This is a genomic window from Microbacterium sp. M1A1_1b, assembly GCF_053345565.1.
On sequence record NZ_JBKFAJ010000009.1, the window covers coordinates 1 to 16987 of the forward strand.

The window sequence follows — 16987 nt, forward strand, 5'->3', positions numbered from 1 at the left end:
CATCACGCCCTTCTCCGGGCCCAGCCAGCGCAGCTGCGAGTCGTGCACCATGCTCCGCCACGTGCCACCCATGTCCGCCAGCAACGCCTCAGCATCCCGGCCGACGACGTGCCCGCGCAGGGCTGCGATCGCCGCTTCCTGCACCTCGTTGCCGCGGCCGATCGTGAAGACGAAGGCGGATCCGGAGTGGCCGTCGAGGGCGTCGGTGGTGACTTCGACGTAGGCGGCCGAGTAGTCGGGGTCGGGGTTCATCGCGTCGGACCCGTCGTGTTCCCGCGAGGTGGGGAACCGGATGTCGCGGACCCGCAGTCCGGTGATGCGGCTCATCGTCTACTCCTGCCCGTCCGGTCGCCGTCGACCGAACGAGGACATCAAAACATCGGATGTCTGGCGCGTCAAGCACTTCTTTCATGACGAAAGCGCGGATTCCCGGAGTCATCGGTCCGATGACTGGCACGTGGCAGGTCGAAACGCTCGCGATCGGCCAGTCCGCGCGCCGGGGGCCGGTCCGCGCGTGGTCGGTCACATCGCGCGACGAAGGTCGATTCGCGCATGGTCAGGCGGAAGTCCCGACCGACCATGCGCGAATCGACCCACCGGGCGCGAGGTGGCGGGTCGGAACGCGCGTGGTCGCCGGACGGGAGGCTCGGTGCCGGACCGGTGCCGAGCCTCCTGTCCGGTGCCGGTGCCGGTGCCGGTCCCGGTGCCGCCCGCGCAGGGTGCCGCCCGCTCAGGGTGCCGCCCGCGCAGGGTGCCGCGGCCGAGTCTCGGCCATGCGGACATCTTGCGGCGTCCGGACGGCGCAATCTGTCCGCAGGGCCGAGACTCGGCGCAGCGGCGCCGCCGGCCGCACCACGGCGCGGCCGAGCCGCCGCGCGGCCGCCGCGCCGCGGCCCGGCTCAGGACGCGGCGAGCGCGCCCATCTCGCGGACGACCGCGCGCACCCGCGCCGCGAACGCGTCGGGCGCGTCGGCTGCGTCGACGTCCGCGCGGTGCGCGGTCTCGATGACCGCGGCCATGACCAGCGTGACCGCCGTGCTGGCGGTGGCGGCGTCGGTACGCTCGCACGCCACCCGGTGCACCGCGACCCGGGCGTCCGCCATCCACTGCAGCATGGTCGGGACCATCTCGGGCCGCTCCCGCACCAGCGCCTTCATGCCGAGGCGGTCGGTAGGCAGTTCGAGCGTGCTGGCGACCAGGTCGCACAGGTCGGCCACCAGGGTGCCCCCGGCGGCCGTGAACGTCGCGCGGGCCTCGTTGGAGACGGCCGCGGACGGCAGCCCGAGCGCGGCGTTGCCCTTGGCCGGGAAGTAGTTGAAGAACGTGCGCGGCGAGACACCCGCGTCGTCGCAGATCTCCTCGACCGTGACGCCGGCGAGCCCACGCTCGGTGACCAGCCGCATGGCCGACTCGTGGATGGCCTGGCGGGTGCGCTGCTTCTTGCGCTCGCGCAGCCCGCAGGACTCGGCGTCGGGTTCGGTGATGGTGGCGGGGACGGTGCTCACGGTGTGCTCCTGGTGCGGGTCGGGGCCTCCCGCGTGGTGCGGGAGGCCCCGAGGTGCCTAGTCCGCCCGGCCGGCGCGCTGGACGGGGATCGAACCGGTGGACGGCGCGGTGGGCGAGCCCATCGTGTTGGCCGCGGCGACCGCCTGGGCCTCGAGGTCGTCCGCCGTGCCGTCGGCGTCCGCCTGCTCCTGCAGGGCCGAGCTCTTGCGGAGCGGCGGCGCCTTGAAGAACCAGCTGAGGACGAAGGCCAGCAGGATCACGCCGAGACCGACCCAGTAGACCGTGACGGCCGAGGCGTTGAACCCGGTCATGAACGGCCGGGTCAGTGCCGGTGCGGCGCCGTTCAGGAACGACGTGTCACTGGTGTCGGCGCTCGAGCCGGACGACGAGCCCGTGCCCTTGTCGAGCTGCTTGACGAGCGTCGGGACGACCTGGTCGACGTAGTACTGCCGGTCGGAGGCGTTCGACCAGTCGACCACGAGCGTGCCGTTCGACACCGTCGCGTGCGCCTTGTCCGCGGCTGCGGAGAGCGCGGTGGCCTCGGCGGCCGGCGTGGCGTCGGCGACCTGCTGGTCGATGACCGTCTGGGCTGCCGCGGCGGGGACGGTGCCCGCGGCGACCTGCGCCTGCACCGCTGCGGTGACCTGCTGCGTGACGGCCTGGTCGGCTGCCTGCTTGGCCGCTGCCGTGCCGGTTGCCAGACCCGATGCGACGTTCTGCTTGATCGGCGTGACGATCGGGTTCCAGATCTGGTCCATGACGCCCTGGTTCGCCTTCGCCGTGGCGACGGTCGGGTTGAGCGCCGCGTCGAGGCCGGCGGTCAGGTTCCCCTTGTCGGCGGTGGCGCTGACGATGTTCGCCGGCATCACCGAGAACAGGATCGACAGCAGCACGGCCGTGCCGAGCGTGCCACCGATCTGGCGGAAGAACGTGGCCGACGACGTGGCCACACCCATGTCACGCGGCTGGACCGAGTTCTGCGACGCGAGCGTGATGCTCTGCATGAGCTGGCCGAGGCCGAGCCCGATGAAGAACATGCCGATCATCAGGAACCAGAGCGGCTTGTCGATCGTCATGAACGTCAGGAACACGTACCCGATGGCGGTGAACGCGGTGCCGATGACCGGGAAGATCCGGTACCGGCCCGTGCGGGCGACGATCTGCCCGGACGCGATCGAGGCGATCATGAGCCCGCCGATCATCGGCAGGGTCGCGAAGCCCGACTGGGTCGGGGTCAGCCCGGTCACGATCTGCAGGTACAGCGGGATGGTCAGCATGGCGCCGAACATCGCGAAGCCGACCAGGAAGCCCAGCACCGTCGCCATCGAGAACACACCCGAGCGGAACAGCTTGAGCGGGATGATCGCGTCGTCCTTCATCAGGGTCTCGACGACCAGGAAGGTGACGAGTCCCAGGGCGCCGATGACGTAGCAGGCGATCGCGCCGGCGGAGCCCCAGCCCCACGTGCGGCCCTGCTCGGCGACGAGCAGCAGCGGCACCAGCGTGGCGATGACGGCGGTCGCGCCCCACCAGTCGATGCGCGGCTTGGCCTTGGCGTCGCCGAACTTGGGCAGGTGCAGGAACGCGATGACCATGAGCAGCGCGCCCACGCCGATCGGGACGTTCACCAGGAAGACCCAGCGCCAGCCGGTGATCCACAGGATCTGGTCCGCACCGGCGAACAGGCCACCGATGAGCGGACCGATGACGCTCGAGATGCCGAACACGGCCAGGAAGTAGCCCTGGTACTTCGCGCGCTCACGAGGAGCCAGGATGTCGCCCATGATCGCCAGCGGCAGCGACATCAGCGCGCCGGCGCCGATGCCCTGGAAGGCACGGAAGGCCGCGAGCATGATCATCGAGGTCGACAGGGTCGACAGCAGCGAGCCGAGGATGAACACCGCGATGCCGAAGATGTACAGCGGGCGGCGGCCGAAGACGTCGGAGAGCTTGCCGTAGATCGGCGTCGTGATGGTGCTGGCGATGAGGTACGCGGTCGTCACCCAGGCCTGCTGGTCGAGGCCGTGCAGGTCGTCGCCGATGGTGCGGATGGCCGTACCGACGATCGTCTGGTCGAGGGACGACAGGAACATGCCGGCCATCAGGCCGTAGATGACGAGCAGGATCTGGCGGTGCGACATGATCGGCTTGCCCGGCGCGGCGGCCGGTGCCTGGGGTCGCCCGCCGGACACCTGGACCGGTGCAGTGGCTGTTGACATGGAGAGTCCTTCGGAGCGGTTCGTGTGGAGTGCGGTCCGCTTCGTTGCAGACGCTGCAACTTTACACCACGAGCAGTGTTGCGGGCAACGCAATCTTGCCGTCAGCGCACGTTCGTGAGTGCCCCTTCAGGAAGGTACGGTCGGAGCATGGGGCGGACGACGTGGGCCGAGGTACCGGAGCAGCTGCGCGCGCAGGTCGAGGGGGTGCTCGGAGGCCGGGTGGTCACCGCCGACTCGCAGGCCGGCGGGTACTCCCCCGGTGGTGCCGACCGGGTCGTGACCGACACCGGCACGCGGGCGTTCGTCAAGACGCTCTCACGGTCACGGAACGCGGACGGGTTCGCCCTGCACGGGCAGGAGGCCCGGGTCATGTCCGCGCTGCCGTCCGGTGTGCAGGCACCCCGGCTCCGGGCCGCGCTCACCGCCGACGTCGGCGCTGACCGGTGGATCGCGGTGGTCCTCGACGACGTCGAGGGCCGTCACCCGGGGCGCGCGCTCGACGGCGCCGAGGCCACCGCCGTGCTCGACGCGCTGCACACGCTGCCGCTCGCCACGGGCGCCCTCGCCGAGCTGCCACGCGCCGCATGCGACCTGGCGTCGGACTTCGCGAGCTGGGACCGGATGCTCGCCGAGGGGCTGCCGGACGTGGTCCCCGCCGAGGTGGCAGCACACGCACCACGGATGGCGGTCGCGGCTCGTGCGGGGGCGGCGGCCGTCGACGGCGAGCACCTCGTCCACCTCGACTGCCGCGCCGACAACCTGATCATCGACCGGGACGGCGTGGTGTGGATCGTCGACTGGCCCTGGGCCGGGATCGGCGCGCACTGGCTCGACCCGCTGACCTACCTGCTCGACGCGCTGGTCCGCGGCGAGGACGTCGACGTCGAACACCACCTGGCGTCGCACCCGGTGTTCGCCGGGGTGTCGCCCGTGTCCGTCGACGCGGTGCTCGCCGGACTCGCGGGCACGTTCTTCGAGAAGGCGTCCCGCCCCGCTCCACCGAACATGCCGACGCTGCGGGCGTTCCAGCACTCCGAGGCACTCGCTGCCGCGGCGTGGCTGCTGCGCCGCTGGGACGACTGAGCAGCGGCAGCCCCGAGCCGCGGTCAGTCGCGGGGAGCGAGTTCGCGCCGGAGCGACCGGAGCACCCGCATCAGCACGTCCCGCTTCGTCTGGCTCGCCTCGGACGCCCGGGTCAGGGCTGCGCGCGGCCGGAGGACGAGGTGTCCGCGGTCCGTTTCGATCCAGATGCCGTACTCCTGCCGCTGGCCGCGCACCCACGTCGTGGCCATGTCGATGGTGCGCACCCGGTCCCACGGGACCTCGACGACCGGGGCGTCGCGCCCGCGCGCCCAACCATGCAGCCCCGCGTGGTCCACGGTCCAGATCGTCGGACGCGGCGCGGGGAGATCGTCCGGTCCCCGGACCGAGCGCGTCACGACGGGCAGGAAGAACGACGGTTCGGAACGGGACCGGATCCGTGCGAGCACCGTGCGGTCGTGGCGCCCCGCCAACCACGTCGCGATCGCAGCCCAGGGACCGGACACGACGAGCGCGAGCGGCACCAGGAGCACGATGAACCCCCGACGCGCCTGATCGATCTGCCGCACGGCATCGGGGTGCAGCGCCTCGGCGACCAGCAAGAGCACACCGGCGATCGTCGTCAGGACGATCGCGACGACGACCGGCCACGTCGCCGGAGGCACGCCGTCGCGCAGCCGCTGCACCCACGGGTCCGCCGAGTACTCCACGCCGCCCATCCTGCAGGCGCCGGTCCCCCATCTGTCCAGGAAGCGCGCCGGTGCCGCGCGTAGCGTCCCAGCGATGACCGACGAGCACGGAAGCACCCGTCCCGAAGAGGACGCCGCACGTCTCGGACTCGTCGTCGTCGGAGAGGCCGCAGCCCTGCAGTCCGGCGACGAGGCAGCCCTCGACGCGAGCGAGGAGAACATCCGCGAGACCGTCGACGGCATGGTCGACCAGCCCCTGACGCCCCGCCAAGAGGAAGTGGTCCAGCGGCTGGCCTCGGCCGGGGGGACCCTGACCGCGGGCCTCAGCGGAGCACTCGCCGCCCAGACCGGACGGTCGGTCGACGACGTGCTCGAGGGCGCCGCGCGCAGCATCGTCTGGCAGGAACGCATGGCTGCCGAGCACGACCGTCGCGCCGCGGAACTGGACGACGGACTGCCGGAGCAGCACGAGGACGATCAGCGGCGCACCTCGGGCGACCAGCGACAGCGCTCCGGCGAGGACACCCGCCGCGACACCGAGGAGTCGGCGGACGAGCGCCGCCGTCCCGGGTCAGACGAGCGCTGACTACTCGGTCGACTCGGAGACGGTCTCGCGAGCCACTGCGCGCGCTGCCGCCTGACCGGTCGTCGTGCTCTTGACGATGTCGCTGAGCGTGAATCCGGCCGTCGCCCCGAGCAGGGCATCGACCTCGCTGAACTGACTCACGACGCTCTTGGACAGCGACCCAGCACCGTCCGAGGACACCACGGTCAGCGAGTCGATCGCGGCCATCGGTGCCGCGAGTTCGCGGGCGATCGCCGGCAGCGTCTCGAGGGCCTTGACGCGCAGCACCGCGTCAGAGTGCTCGGCGAGCGCGTCGGCCTGGGCCTTGGTGGACTCCGCCTCGGCACGACCCTTCGCGCGGATCGCGTCGGCGATCGCCTCGCCCTCGGCGCGTGACGCGTCGGCGGCGAGCTTGCGGGCCTCGGACTCGGCGTGTGCTTCGGCAGCCACGGCCTCGGCAGCGATGCGTCGTGCCTCGGCCTGCGCGCGGGCGGTCTCGATCTGGGCGGCGGCGGCGGCCTCGGCTTCGACCCGGGTCTTGCGGGCGTTCGCCTCGGCGACGGCGCTGACCTCGGAGTCCAGCTCGGCACGGCGCAGCTCGGCACGCTTCTGTGCCGTGATCTGCTCTTGCTCGACGACGCCCTGCGAGGCTCGGGCCTGGGCGAGCGGGCCCGCGGCGGCGGCTTCGGCACCCGCGCGGTCGGCGTCGAGCTGCAGCGCGGCCCGCCGGATGGCCAGGGTGTTCTCGGCCTCGGCGATGGCCTGGTCGGCTCGGGCACGGGCCTCGCGCGCTTCGCGGTCGGCCTGCGCCTCGGCGTTCTCGGCCTCGAGCCGGACGCGGGCACGCTCGGCGCGGCCCAGGTCGCTGATGTACTCGTTGCGGTCCGAGATGCCCTTGATCTCGAAGGAGTCGACGTCGAGCCCCTGGCTGTGCAGGGCGTCCTTGGCGACGTCGAGCACGGCGACCGTCAGCTGGTCGCGGTTGCGGATGATGGTCGAGACGTCGGTCGCACCGATCGACGCGCGGAGTGACCCGGACAGGACCTCGCGCGCGAAGTCGTCGATCTTCTTCTCCTGCCCGAGGAACCGCTGTGCGGCGGCCCGGATGGACGAGTCGGTCTCGCCGACCTTGACGAGCGCCACTGCCTCGACGTCGATCGTGACCCCGCGGGAGTCCTGCGCGTTGACGTTGATGTCGATGGCCCGCGAGCTCAGGGAGAGCTTGGCGACCTTCTCGAAGAAGGGACGGACCAGCACGCCGGCCCCCAGCACGACCTTGATGCCGGACTCGACGGTCTCGGTGCCGTCGGCGTTCTGGACCTTGCGCGAGCGCTTGCCGGTGATGATGAGCGCTTCGTCGGCACCGGCGTTCCGGTAGACCGCCTTGGCGTAGACGAGCGCGATGACCGCGACGACGACCACCGCGCCGATGATGACCGGGATCGCTCCGAGTGCGAACAGTGCCGACATGTGTTCCCCCTTCGCCCGGTCGGGTGTCGACCGGGATGCTGCATCTGGTGTTCCAGGACGATCCTACGGTCCACCGATGACACACGGAGTCACGGACATGCGACCCGTGGACCCGGCTCCGTAGCCTCGGAGCATGCCGAAGCGACTCCTGCTCAACGTCTTCGAGATGAACTGCGTCGGGCACATCACCCACGGACTGTGGCGTCTGCCCGGCAACGCGCGACACCGGTACACGGACATCCGGTACTGGACCGAACTCGCCCGCACCGCCGAGGCCGGCCAGTTCGACGCCGTCTTCATCGCCGACGTCCTGGGCGCGTACGACGTGTACGGGGGCTCCGCGGCACCGGCCCTGCGCGAGGGCCTGCAGATCCCGAACAACGACCCGATGCTCGTCGTGCCCGCGATGGCCGCCGTCACCGAGCACCTCGGCTTCGGCATCACCGCGTCGACCAGCTACGAGCCGCCGTTCGCGTTCGCCCGCCGCATGTCGACGCTCGACCACCTGACGAACGGCCGCGTCGGGTGGAACGTCGTGACGAGCTACCTGCCGAACGCCGCCCGGAACTTCGGTCTGGCCACCGAGATCCCGCACGACACCCGGTACGAGATCGCCGACGAGTACCTCGACGTGCTCTACCAGCTGTGGGAGGGCTCCTGGGAGGACGATGCCGTCGTCCGCGATGCCGAGCACGGCGTGTACACGGACCCGAGCAAGGTGCACCCGATCGACCACGTCGGCACGCACTTCAGCGTCGCCGGACCGCACCTGTCCGAGCCCTCACTGCAGCGCACCCCGGCACTGTTCCTGGCGACCGGGTCCCCGGCTGGCATCGCCCGCGCCGGCCGGCACGCCGAGGTCGTGTTCACCGGTGGACACGGGGTCCAGCGGACCGCCGACGCGGTGCGCGCTGCAGCCGAGGACGCCGGGCGCAGCCGGGACGACGTCCGGTTCGTGACGCAGGCCGCCGTCATCACGGCGCCGACCCAGCGCGACGTCGAGGACAGGGTCGCCCAGTACCGGGCGTTCCGTAGCGACGAGGGGTCACTCGTGCACGGCAGCATCCCCTTCGACGCGCTGGCACACCCGCGCAGCCGGACCGTCCGCGATGCGCTCGAGGCCGAGGGGGTTGATGGCGGGGAACGCCTGGTCGGCCGGGTCGCGCTCGACGCCACCGTCGGCGAGCTGCTCGACCGGGTCGACGAGGCCTGGCACGGTGCGTTCTGGGCGGCCGGGGTCCCCGAGGCCGTCACCGAGCAGATCGAGAGCTGGCTCGACGACGACGGGATCGACGGCATCAACCTGCGGCAGTACCACTCGTTCGACACCGTGCGCGACTTCGGCACGTACGTCACGCCCCTGCTGCGGGAGCGCGGCCGCCTGCCCGAGCGGTACACGCCCGGCGAGACCCTGCGCGAACGCCTGACCGGTGGCCCGGGCCGGCTGCCGGCGTCACACCCGGCCGCGGCACACCGTCGCACCACTGCCGCCGCCGTCTGATCGAGCGACGTCAGCCGACCAGCAACCGCCGCACCCCGTCGGTCACCACGCGCCGGGTGAGGGCACCGTCGCGCCGCGCCTTCGCCCGCAGTGCCGCACCCTCCCACAGGTCGACCAGTTGCGCGCCGACCAGGTCCGGGTCGCGGTCGCGGTCGACGTTCCCCTGCTCCTGTGCCAGCCGGACCGCTGCCGCCAGCTGCCCCACCCAGGCCGCGAACACCGTGTCGACGTGCGCCGCGACCGTGGGTTCGTCGGTCGCGGTGTCGACGGCCAGGTTGCCCAGCAGGCACCCGTACCGGAAGTCGATGCCGGCCAGCCGGTCGAGCATGACGTCGAAGTACCCCGTGATCCGGTCGATCGCACGCGGCACCGCTTGGTCCTGCAACAGGTCGACGGGTGACGCGGCGGCGAACCGGTCCGCGACGACCATCGCCAGGTCGGCCTTGGACCGGAAGTGGTTGTAGAACGAGCCCTTCGGCGCCCCGGCCGACCCCGTGATCGCGGCGACGCCGGTGCCCGCGTACCCGTGCTGGTGGAACTCGACGAGGGCGGCGTCGACGATCGCGTCACGCAGACTGGGTTTGGGCATGCACTGATTGTCCCACTCCGGGAATGAGACGACCGGTCGTATTGCTCTCCTGTGACAGCGGCACCGACCGGTGCTCCGACGGAAGGAACCCCACCATGACCACACTCAGCGGACAGATCGTGCTCGTCACCGGCGCGAACGGCGGACTCGGCACCGAGTTCGTGCGCCAGGCCCTGGACCGCGGCGCGACGAAGGTCTACGCCGCCGCACGTCGACCCCGCGACTGGGACGACGCCCGCGTGGTGCCGCTCGTGCTCGACGTCAGCGACCAGGCGTCGGTGTCCCACGCCGCGACCGAGGCCGCGGACGTCACCATCGTGGTCAACAACGCCGGCCAGCTGCGCCAGGGTGGCCTGGTCGACGGTCCGCTCGAGGACATCCGCACGCAGATCGAGACCAACCTGGTCGGCCCGCTCCTGGTCACTCGCGCGTTCGCCCCAGCGCTCCGTCGTGCCCACGGCGCCGTCGTGAACGTCGCGTCGGTGCTGAGCTGGCTCCCCGGCAGCGGCGCGTACGGCGTCTCGAAGGCCGGACTCTGGTCGGCCACCGACTCCACCCGACTCGAGCTCGCGGGCGACGGCGTGCAGGTCGTCGGCGCCTACCTCGGCTACACGGACACCGCGATGACCGACGGGGTGGACGCCCCGAAGAACACCCCGGAGCAGGTCGTCACCGCGGTCTTCGACGGGGTCGAGCAGGGTGCGGACGAGGTGCTGGCCGACGAGCTCACCAAGGCCGTGCGCGCGTCGCTCGGCGCACCGATCGCCGAGCGCACCGCGGCCCTGGCCGGCTGACGCGAGTGCACGACCGACGGGAGGCCCGGTGCCAGCTGGCACCGGGCCTCCCGTCCGTCAGACGGTGGCGTTCGCCATCGAGACGTGCGTCAGGAACGCCACCAGGCGTCGAACGGGGTGGCCGGCACCTGGCGCTTGTGTTCGGTGGCGTGGTAGCGGGCCTCGATCGCCTCGGCGACCTCGACCGGCACGTCGTGCCCCTGCAGGTACGCGTCGATCTCGGCGTAGCGCATGCCGAGGTTGGCTTCGTCCGTCTGGCCCGGCAGGTCGTCGAGCAGGTCGGCGGTGGGGGCCTTCTGGTACAGCCGCGCGGGCGCGCCGAGGTGCTCGAGCAGCTGACGCCCCTGGCTCTTGGTCAGCCCCGTGAGCGGTGTCAGGTCGACCCCGCCGTCGCCGTACTTGGTGAAGAAGCCCGTGACGGCCTCGGCCGCGTGGTCGGTGCCGACGACGAGCAGGCCGCGCTGCCCGGCCACTGCGTACTGGGCGACCATGCGCATCCGGGCCTTGACGTTGCCCTTGACGAAGTCGCTCAGCTCGACGCCGGAGTCCTGCGTGTCCTGCACGACCCCGTCGACGCCGTGCTGGATGTTCACGGTGATCCCCGGCTCGGCCGCGATGAACTGCAGCGCGAGCTGGGCGTCGTCCTCGTCGGCCTGGGTGCGGTACGGCATGCGCACGGTCGTGAACGACGCGTCGTGGCCGTCGGCGCGCAGGGACTCGATCGCGAGCTGGCAGAGCCGGCCGGCGAGCGAGGAGTCCTGTCCCCCGCTGATGGCGAGGACCAGGCCCTTGGCACCGGTGGTCAGCAGGTAGTCACGGAGGAACCCGACCCGACGCTCGACTTCTGCAGCCGGGTCGATGTCGGGCTGGACGTTGAGGTCGGCTGCGATGGCCGCTTGGAGTTCACGCATACCCCAGTATCCCCCGCGATCCCTACTGTGCGCCGACTGCTTCGGACCGCTTCTGCCGCCACGGCCTGGCGGGCGTGTCCGGCCCGTCCCAGACCTGCACGGCGCCCCACGCAGCGGCCAGCAGCGGGACGGCGATGACCGCCCCGGTGATGCCCGCCAGCACGGTGCCCGCCGTCAGGCCGATCAGGATGACCAGGCCGTGCAGCTGCAGCGTCTTGCCCATCAGGACCGGCTGCAGGAAGTTGCCCTCGAGCTGGTTCACCAGGATCACGATGCCGACGACGATCAGCGCCTGCACCGGTCCGAGCGCGACCAGGGCGACGAGCGCTGCCAGGATGCCGGCGGCCGTCGCACCGACGATCGGGATGAACGCCGTGATGAACACGACGACGGCCAGGGGCAGCGCGAGCGGCACGCCGACGATCGCGATGCCCACGCCGATGCCGATGGCGTCGACCGCCGCCACCATCGCCGTGCCCCGGACGTACCCGCCCAGGGTCGACACGACGCGGTCACCGACGCGGCGCGCACGGTCGTAGCGCGCACCGGTGAAGGGACGGAGCAGGAACTCCCAGATCTTCGGGCCGTCCTTGAGGAAGAAGAACAGCACGACGATCATCAGCACGAGTCCGGTCAGGAAGTTCGCGGTGGCCGAGGCCCCGGCGAGCGCCCCCGACCCGAACTTGGCGCTCGTGACGAAGTCGGTGGCGGCCTTGGTCGCGCTGTCGATCTGCGAGTCCGTGATCGAGAACGGCAGCGACGTCACCCAGCCCTGCAGCTGCTGGAACCCGTCGACCGCGGACTGCTGCAGGTCGGACCACTGGTTCTCGACCGCGACGACGATGAGCCACGCGACCAGCCCGAGCACGACGAGCACACCCAGCAGCACGGCCAGCGTGGCGATGACCGACGGCACGTGGTGTCGGCGCAACCAGGACACGACGGGGTGCATCGCGCTGGCGATGATGAGCGCGAGCAGGATCGGGATCGTCACGACGCTGAGCGTGGCGACGGCGTAGACGATGCCGATCACGATGACCAGGACGATGATGACCTGCAGGCACCGGGTGGCGAGTCCGCCGAACGCGTCCGACCAGGCCTTCCGCGCTCCGGTCGCCGGCTGGTCGCCCGGGGCAGGGGCGGACGGGGTGAAGAACGGCATGCGGATCCTTGTCGTCGTGACGGCGGCGCGATCTGGATGCGAACGCTCCCCCGATGATGTCAGGCGTCCGGTGACTACGCTCAGGGTCGTGACGACGACGTTCCAGCGCAGCACCCCGTCCGCCCGCGGCATCGACGCGACCGGGGTCCAGGCCCTCGTCCGTGCCCTCGAGACGACCCCCGACGTGGAACCGCACGGCTTCGTGCTGCTGCGCCACGGGCAGGTCGCCGCCGAGGGGTGGTGGGGTCCCTACACCGCAGAGCGGCCGCACCTGCTGTACTCGCTCAGCAAGAGCTTCACCGCGGCGGCGGTCGGCATCGCCGCGCGCGCGGGGTTGCTCGACCTGGACAGCACCGTGATCAGCCACTTCCCCGAACTCGACGCCGAGGTCACCGACGCCCGCAGCCGGACGATGACGCTGCGGAACATCCTGGCGATGTCGAGCGGGCACCGTGAGGAGACGCTCGACCGGGCACGGGCCATCGACCCGGACGACGTCGTCCGCGGGTTCCTGCTGCTGCCGCCGGACCAGGACCCGGGCACGGTGTTCGCGTACAACCAGCCCTGCACCTACACGCTCGCCGAGATCGTGCGACGGGTCAGCGGCGGCACGCTCGTCGACTACCTGCGCCCGCGGCTGTTCGACCCGCTCGGCATCGAGCAGGTGTCCTGGAAGCGCGACGGGCGTGGCGAGCTCGGCTTCTCGGGCTGCTACGCCACGACCGAGTCCATCGCGAAGCTCGGCCAGCTGTACCTGCAGCGCGGGGTCTGGGACGGCGAACGGATCCTCGACGAGGACTGGGTGGACGCGGCGACGCGCACGCAGGTCGCCAACCCGGACGAGCCGAACCCGGACTGGAGCCAGGGCTACGGCTACCAGTTCTGGATGGCTCGCCACGGGTTCCGCGGCGACGGCGCCTACGGACAGTTCTGCGTCGTGCTGCCCGAGCACGACGTGGTGCTGGCGATCACCGGCCAGAGCCTCGACATGCAGGCCGTGCTCGACGCGGTCTGGCAGCACCTGCTGCCGGCGATCGACGCCGACGGCAGCGCCGACGCAGACGCGGCGCTGGCGTCCGCCACGGGGTCGCTGGCGCTGGCACCGGTCGACGGTGCGCCGCTCGACACCGCCGGCCTGGAGGCCCGGGTCGACTTCGCGGTGTCCGACCGGACCGCGGTCCCCGGCCTGGACACCGTGGTGCTCGAGCTGGACGGCGACGGCTGGACCGCCACGCTGACCCAGGACGGGTCACCCCTGCGGGTGCCGCTCGGGTCCGGTGCGTGGACCGTGTCGGACGCGACGGCCGCCAGCGCCGCGGTCCGTGCGGACGGACGGGTGCTGCTGGCCGTGCGGTTCGTCGACACCCCGCACCTGCTGTGGGTGCGGTGCGACCCCGCCGCCGGCACGTTCGGTGCGCGCTGGCAGACCGAGCCCCTGCACGACCGGATCGCGACGCTGCACCGCCCGACCGACTGACGCTCACCAGGGCACGGCACCGTCCTCGTCGAACGGGCCGCCGCGGGGACCGTCGTCGGGCAGGGTCGCCAGGCAGACGCCCGGGGCGGCTCCCTGCTCGGGAGTGCGGTCACCGGCGAACCCGTTGAAGTCGGTCGCGACCAGGCCCGGGCAGGCGGCGTTGACGATCACCGGGGTGTCGGCGAACGCGCGGGCGTACTGCACGGTTCGCTCGACCACATGCGCAGCGCTTGGGGGTCCTCGCTGATCATCCGACCGTGTTGCGGCCTTCGTCTGGCGTCTGCGGGTCCAGTGCGTCGGCAGAGTACTGGAGCGGTTGAGCTCCACCCTTCACGTCGGGTTCGTCTGTCACTTCGACATCTTCGGAGTCATCTGCGTCGGCTGTTGGGTCGGACGACGCCACTGCCGCTGCGTCGTCATCGCACGGCACGCGCGATCTCGTTCGCGTACACGTCCCGCCGCTCGCGCGCGATCTTCCGAATCGGCCCGTTGCTCGGTCGATGCTCAGGGTTCCGCGGTGCGGCGAGTGTGTCCCAGTTCGTGGGCCGTGGCCGGCTACGCGCCGGATACGCGGCGGCCGCGGTGATGCTCGCTGCCGGGGTGCCCGCTCCGGACATGCGCGTCGACGTGCACGGAACGATCATCGGTGGACTTCTCGGTCGCCGGCACTTCGCCGGCTTCGTGCCATCCGTGGCCCGGGCACCAGGTCTGCTCGCTGTCGCCGTCGAGAGCCGGATCGATGAGGGTGCGCACGAACTCCTCGGCCTCGTGAACGTCGGTGATCCCGCCAGCAGACGGCGTCGCGGCCGCGAGCGTCCGGTACTGCCGGTCCCACCCCTCCGGGACCGCGAAGGTCCTGATCGGGTCGAGGTTGGTTTGCCGGCGCTTGTGCTCGATCGCAGCGTGGAGCTCGTGCATGCTGATCTGCTGCGTCCGGGCGATGGTGACCAGGTCGACGAGGTCCTTCACGCGGCTGCTCGGCTTGCCGTCGTAGTCCTGCAGCGTGGCGCAGACCTTCTCCGCGACCTGGTCGGCGACGGGGAACAGCCGGTACTGCGGGGCCGGGAGATCCCGCGGCAGCGGCAGCCGGTTCGCCGGGGTGACGGTCTCAACCGTCCCGACAGGTGCTGGCCCCACGACGACATCGACCGGCACCTCCCCCACCTTCCGGCCGGTCTGTACGTCGAAGCATGAGAACAGCAGCCGGCGGGTCTGGACGCCGGGCTGGTTGTCGCCCCGGCCGGTCGCACGGGCGGTGGTGAGCTCGAACCGGAGATGGTCGTCGAGTTGCTGACCCGCAGCTCGCTCAAGCGCCACCTGCGCCTCGTCGAGATCCCCGCTCGATGAGGCCAGGTCGACGTCCTTCGTCGCGCGAGTGTGCAAGACCCGGGCGAGCATCGCCCCGCCGCCCTTGAGCAGCCACTCCGACCGCTCGCCGTCGGAGAAGACCCGTGACAGGAACCGGTCCAGCCTCGCCTGGGCGATCAGCGCCCCGACGTCCTGGTTCGTGGCGCCCTCCGCGCGAGCGCGTTGCGCGGAGGCCTTGATCGCTGACGCGATCGCTGTCCAACTGCCGTACCCTTCCTCAGCCATTGGTCACCGGGTGTCGGATCCCGGCGATGGCCAGCAGATCGGCCGCGAAGTCGGTCCCGTCGCGGAAGCCCGCCGGCCCCGCGAGTGGTTCCAAGTACTCGACGAGCTGCCACGGCCGAACGAACTTGCCCTGCTCGTACGCGGAGAACAGCGCATCAGCCACCAGGGACCGATCGGTCCACAGCCCCACCAGGTCCGCGATCGTTCGCTCGACCGTCAGCGTCGGCACGCTCTCGGCGAAGGTCACCTCGGCCGGCGTCAGCGATCGAACCCGCAGTCGTGCCGGCAGCCGTGTGCCGCGGCGGGACGGGACGACGAAGTCCGCTTGCTCCGGGTAGAAGTCGCCGATGCCGTGCAGGATCGCGGCCGTGACCCCGGCCGCGACGACCGGTGCCACACCCTCGTCGGTGGCCGGCCGGGTCGCTCCACCGAGTGCGAGCCACGTGGCGTAGATCCCCTCGTTCTCGAGCTCGGGTGCGCCCGCCATCCGGTACACGCCCTGCGCTACCCGCACCAGCGCTCCCGACGCGGTGAGCCGTGTCAGCGCGTTCCGTGTGACGTCGACAGCTGCAGCCTGCTCGGTCGTCACCAGTCCCCAGCGCTGTTCCGCGATCGCCGCAAGACGCGCCATAGTTGCCCCTGCCATACAACGATTGTAACCAATAATTGATACAAACGTTATAGCTCGTGGAGGGTTCGCCGATCGGGTCGGACGCGCGGTGGGCCTCCCATCAGCTTGGGGGATGCCGCGCTTCGCCTCATCTTCACTGATTTGCTGGCTTGCGGGGTCCAAGAGGTCCCATCCGCGGGGATGGCACTCGCTGAGCGGATGAGCGTCAGCACGCAATGGCTACGGGCTGACGCTGACCAGTAGCGAACGGCGGATCCGTGCTGCCCACGCGATCGTTCCGGCGAGCAGACACGGGTCAAACGTGATCCCATCTCCCATGAGCGCGGGTACCACGTCAACCCGTTGACGCGGCACCGCACTCGTCGACGGAATACCCGAATCCTTGGCCGACAACGTCGCGACGTCTTCGGCTTCGATGTACTTGAGTCGTACGCGCACCCGACCGCAGAACCGACGGTCCCGGACCAACTGCCAGGTGTACGTCGGCATCGGTGCAGGGTGATCTGGCCCCAGTCTGCACCGGGACCGTGAACCTGGTTCGAGGACCCGTTCACGCGAAGAGTGCTGCTGCACCCGCCCGCGGTGGGTACAGCAGCACTCTGACGAACTCAGACTCCTCGTTTGGCCATGAAGCGGTAGACGAAGAACAGGATGATGCCGAAGACGATCAGCCCGATACCGCCTATCCGGAGCACCGGATCACTGTTCATGATGGCGAGGAGGGCCCCGACGACGATCGCTACCCACGGCATGACGAGTCGAAGCGGCCCGTACCGCCACTGGTAACGGCTCGGGCGCTGTGCTCCGTTGTCCTCTGGACCAGAATCTGTCGGTGCCAT

Annotated in this window: 17 protein-coding genes and 1 pseudogene; 5 read left to right on the forward strand and 13 right to left on the reverse strand. The window is 71.0% G+C overall.

Annotated features, from left to right (window positions below; translation table 11 throughout):
• From ACLBWP_RS16465 to ACLBWP_RS16475, 3 genes and pseudogenes are all read right to left on the reverse strand, one after another.
• A pseudogene (locus tag ACLBWP_RS16465) lies at window positions 1-327 on the reverse strand (fuconate dehydratase); the annotation flags it as partial.
• A 572-nt stretch (window positions 328-899) separates the two neighbouring features.
• Window positions 900-1505, reverse strand: a complete 606-nt coding sequence (locus ACLBWP_RS16470) for a TetR/AcrR family transcriptional regulator (protein ID WP_447655964.1) — start codon at window positions 1503-1505, stop codon at window positions 900-902.
• A 57-nt stretch (window positions 1506-1562) separates the two neighbouring features.
• Entirely contained in the window at window positions 1563-3725 is a 2163-nt protein-coding gene (locus tag ACLBWP_RS16475; RefSeq protein ID WP_447655965.1) for an MDR family MFS transporter, read from the reverse strand.
• A gap of 147 nt (window positions 3726-3872) precedes the next feature.
• On the opposite strand from ACLBWP_RS16475, the gene ACLBWP_RS16480 reads away from it, so the two are divergent.
• Window positions 3873-4808, forward strand: coding sequence for a hypothetical protein (locus tag ACLBWP_RS16480; protein WP_447655966.1), 936 nt, complete (start codon window positions 3873-3875; stop codon window positions 4806-4808).
• 23 nt (window positions 4809-4831) lie between these two features.
• Here ACLBWP_RS16480 and ACLBWP_RS16485 read toward each other — a convergent pair whose 3' ends face one another.
• Window positions 4832-5476, reverse strand: a complete 645-nt coding sequence (locus tag ACLBWP_RS16485; RefSeq protein ID WP_243562861.1) for a hypothetical protein — start codon at window positions 5474-5476, stop codon at window positions 4832-4834.
• A gap of 73 nt (window positions 5477-5549) precedes the next feature.
• Between ACLBWP_RS16485 and ACLBWP_RS16490 the strand changes: the two genes are divergently transcribed.
• Window positions 5550-6041, forward strand: coding sequence for a hypothetical protein (locus tag ACLBWP_RS16490; protein WP_447655967.1), 492 nt, complete (start codon window positions 5550-5552; stop codon window positions 6039-6041).
• On the opposite strand, the gene ACLBWP_RS16495 is transcribed toward ACLBWP_RS16490, so the two are convergent.
• The gene (locus ACLBWP_RS16495; RefSeq protein ID WP_243562863.1) at window positions 6042-7490 is read right to left on the reverse strand and encodes an SPFH domain-containing protein; all 1449 of its coding nucleotides are present in this window, start codon (window positions 7488-7490) and stop codon (window positions 6042-6044) included. It lies immediately after the preceding gene.
• Between the two features lie 133 nt (window positions 7491-7623).
• Between ACLBWP_RS16495 and ACLBWP_RS16500 the strand changes: the two genes are divergently transcribed.
• On the forward strand, window positions 7624-8991 hold the full coding sequence (locus ACLBWP_RS16500) for an NtaA/DmoA family FMN-dependent monooxygenase (protein ID WP_447655968.1): 1368 nt from the start codon (window positions 7624-7626) through the stop codon (window positions 8989-8991).
• Window positions 8992-9001: 10 nt separating this feature from the next.
• Here the strand turns inward: ACLBWP_RS16500 and ACLBWP_RS16505 are convergent, their stop codons facing one another.
• The gene (locus tag ACLBWP_RS16505; RefSeq protein WP_447655969.1) at window positions 9002-9580 is read right to left on the reverse strand and encodes a TetR/AcrR family transcriptional regulator; all 579 of its coding nucleotides are present in this window, start codon (window positions 9578-9580) and stop codon (window positions 9002-9004) included.
• A 95-nt stretch (window positions 9581-9675) separates the two neighbouring features.
• Between ACLBWP_RS16505 and ACLBWP_RS16510 the strand changes: the two genes are divergently transcribed.
• Window positions 9676-10374, forward strand: coding sequence for an SDR family oxidoreductase (locus ACLBWP_RS16510; RefSeq protein ID WP_447655970.1), 699 nt, complete (start codon window positions 9676-9678; stop codon window positions 10372-10374).
• An 89-nt stretch (window positions 10375-10463) separates the two neighbouring features.
• On the opposite strand, the gene nadE is transcribed toward ACLBWP_RS16510, so the two are convergent.
• Both nadE and ACLBWP_RS16520 read right to left on the reverse strand, forming a co-directional pair.
• Window positions 10464-11285, reverse strand: coding sequence for an ammonia-dependent NAD(+) synthetase (gene nadE, locus ACLBWP_RS16515; RefSeq protein ID WP_243562866.1), 822 nt, complete (start codon window positions 11283-11285; stop codon window positions 10464-10466).
• A 22-nt stretch (window positions 11286-11307) separates the two neighbouring features.
• Window positions 11308-12447, reverse strand: coding sequence for an AI-2E family transporter (locus tag ACLBWP_RS16520; RefSeq protein ID WP_447655971.1), 1140 nt, complete (start codon window positions 12445-12447; stop codon window positions 11308-11310).
• Window positions 12448-12535: 88 nt separating this feature from the next.
• Here ACLBWP_RS16520 and ACLBWP_RS16525 point away from each other — a divergent pair, with 88 nt between their 5' ends.
• The gene (locus ACLBWP_RS16525; protein ID WP_447655972.1) at window positions 12536-13924 is read left to right on the forward strand and encodes a serine hydrolase domain-containing protein; all 1389 of its coding nucleotides are present in this window, start codon (window positions 12536-12538) and stop codon (window positions 13922-13924) included.
• Window positions 13925-13927: 3 nt separating this feature from the next.
• On the opposite strand, the gene ACLBWP_RS16530 is transcribed toward ACLBWP_RS16525, so the two are convergent.
• The 5 genes from ACLBWP_RS16530 to ACLBWP_RS16550 all read right to left on the reverse strand — a co-directional run bounded on the left by ACLBWP_RS16530 (window position 13928) and on the right by ACLBWP_RS16550 (window position 16987).
• Window positions 13928-14128 carry a hypothetical protein gene (locus ACLBWP_RS16530; RefSeq protein ID WP_243562869.1) on the reverse strand — a complete coding sequence of 67 codons (201 nt, stop codon included), beginning with the start codon at window positions 14126-14128 and terminating at the stop codon, window positions 13928-13930.
• Window positions 14129-14479: 351 nt separating this feature from the next.
• Entirely contained in the window at window positions 14480-15517 is a 1038-nt protein-coding gene (locus ACLBWP_RS16535; protein WP_447655973.1) for a nucleotidyl transferase AbiEii/AbiGii toxin family protein, read from the reverse strand.
• Complete coding sequence (locus ACLBWP_RS16540; RefSeq protein ID WP_447655974.1) at window positions 15510-16163, reverse strand: type IV toxin-antitoxin system AbiEi family antitoxin domain-containing protein; 654 nt, start codon at window positions 16161-16163, stop codon at window positions 15510-15512. The genes ACLBWP_RS16535 and ACLBWP_RS16540 overlap by 8 nt, the downstream gene beginning before the upstream one ends.
• 204 nt (window positions 16164-16367) lie before the next feature.
• A complete protein-coding gene (locus ACLBWP_RS16545) occupies window positions 16368-16637 on the reverse strand; it encodes a hypothetical protein (protein WP_447655975.1) in 270 nt (89 codons plus the stop codon).
• Between the two features lie 119 nt (window positions 16638-16756).
• Window positions 16757-16987, reverse strand: a complete 231-nt coding sequence (locus tag ACLBWP_RS16550) for a hypothetical protein (RefSeq protein WP_243562873.1) — start codon at window positions 16985-16987, stop codon at window positions 16757-16759.

Coding starts and splice junctions, on each gene's coding strand:
- ACLBWP_RS16505 (WP_447655969.1), bottom strand. CDS start 9,580: ATGCCCAAACCCAGTCTGCGTGACGCGATCGTCGACGCCGCCCTCGTC.
- nadE (WP_243562866.1), bottom strand. CDS start 11,285: ATGCGTGAACTCCAAGCGGCCATCGCAGCCGACCTCAACGTCCAGCCC.
- ACLBWP_RS16500 (WP_447655968.1), top strand. CDS start 7,624: ATGCCGAAGCGACTCCTGCTCAACGTCTTCGAGATGAACTGCGTCGGG.
- ACLBWP_RS16550 (WP_243562873.1), bottom strand. CDS start 16,987: ATGGCACCGACAGATTCTGGTCCAGAGGACAACGGAGCACAGCGCCCG.
- ACLBWP_RS16510 (WP_447655970.1), top strand. CDS start 9,676: ATGACCACACTCAGCGGACAGATCGTGCTCGTCACCGGCGCGAACGGC.
- ACLBWP_RS16480 (WP_447655966.1), top strand. CDS start 3,873: ATGGGGCGGACGACGTGGGCCGAGGTACCGGAGCAGCTGCGCGCGCAG.
- ACLBWP_RS16495 (WP_243562863.1), bottom strand. CDS start 7,490: ATGTCGGCACTGTTCGCACTCGGAGCGATCCCGGTCATCATCGGCGCG.
- ACLBWP_RS16545 (WP_447655975.1), bottom strand. CDS start 16,637: ATGCCGACGTACACCTGGCAGTTGGTCCGGGACCGTCGGTTCTGCGGT.
- ACLBWP_RS16475 (WP_447655965.1), bottom strand. CDS start 3,725: ATGTCAACAGCCACTGCACCGGTCCAGGTGTCCGGCGGGCGACCCCAG.
- ACLBWP_RS16535 (WP_447655973.1), bottom strand. CDS start 15,517: ATGGCTGAGGAAGGGTACGGCAGTTGGACAGCGATCGCGTCAGCGATC.
- ACLBWP_RS16490 (WP_447655967.1), top strand. CDS start 5,550: ATGACCGACGAGCACGGAAGCACCCGTCCCGAAGAGGACGCCGCACGT.
- ACLBWP_RS16540 (WP_447655974.1), bottom strand. CDS start 16,163: ATGGCAGGGGCAACTATGGCGCGTCTTGCGGCGATCGCGGAACAGCGC.
- ACLBWP_RS16520 (WP_447655971.1), bottom strand. CDS start 12,447: ATGCCGTTCTTCACCCCGTCCGCCCCTGCCCCGGGCGACCAGCCGGCG.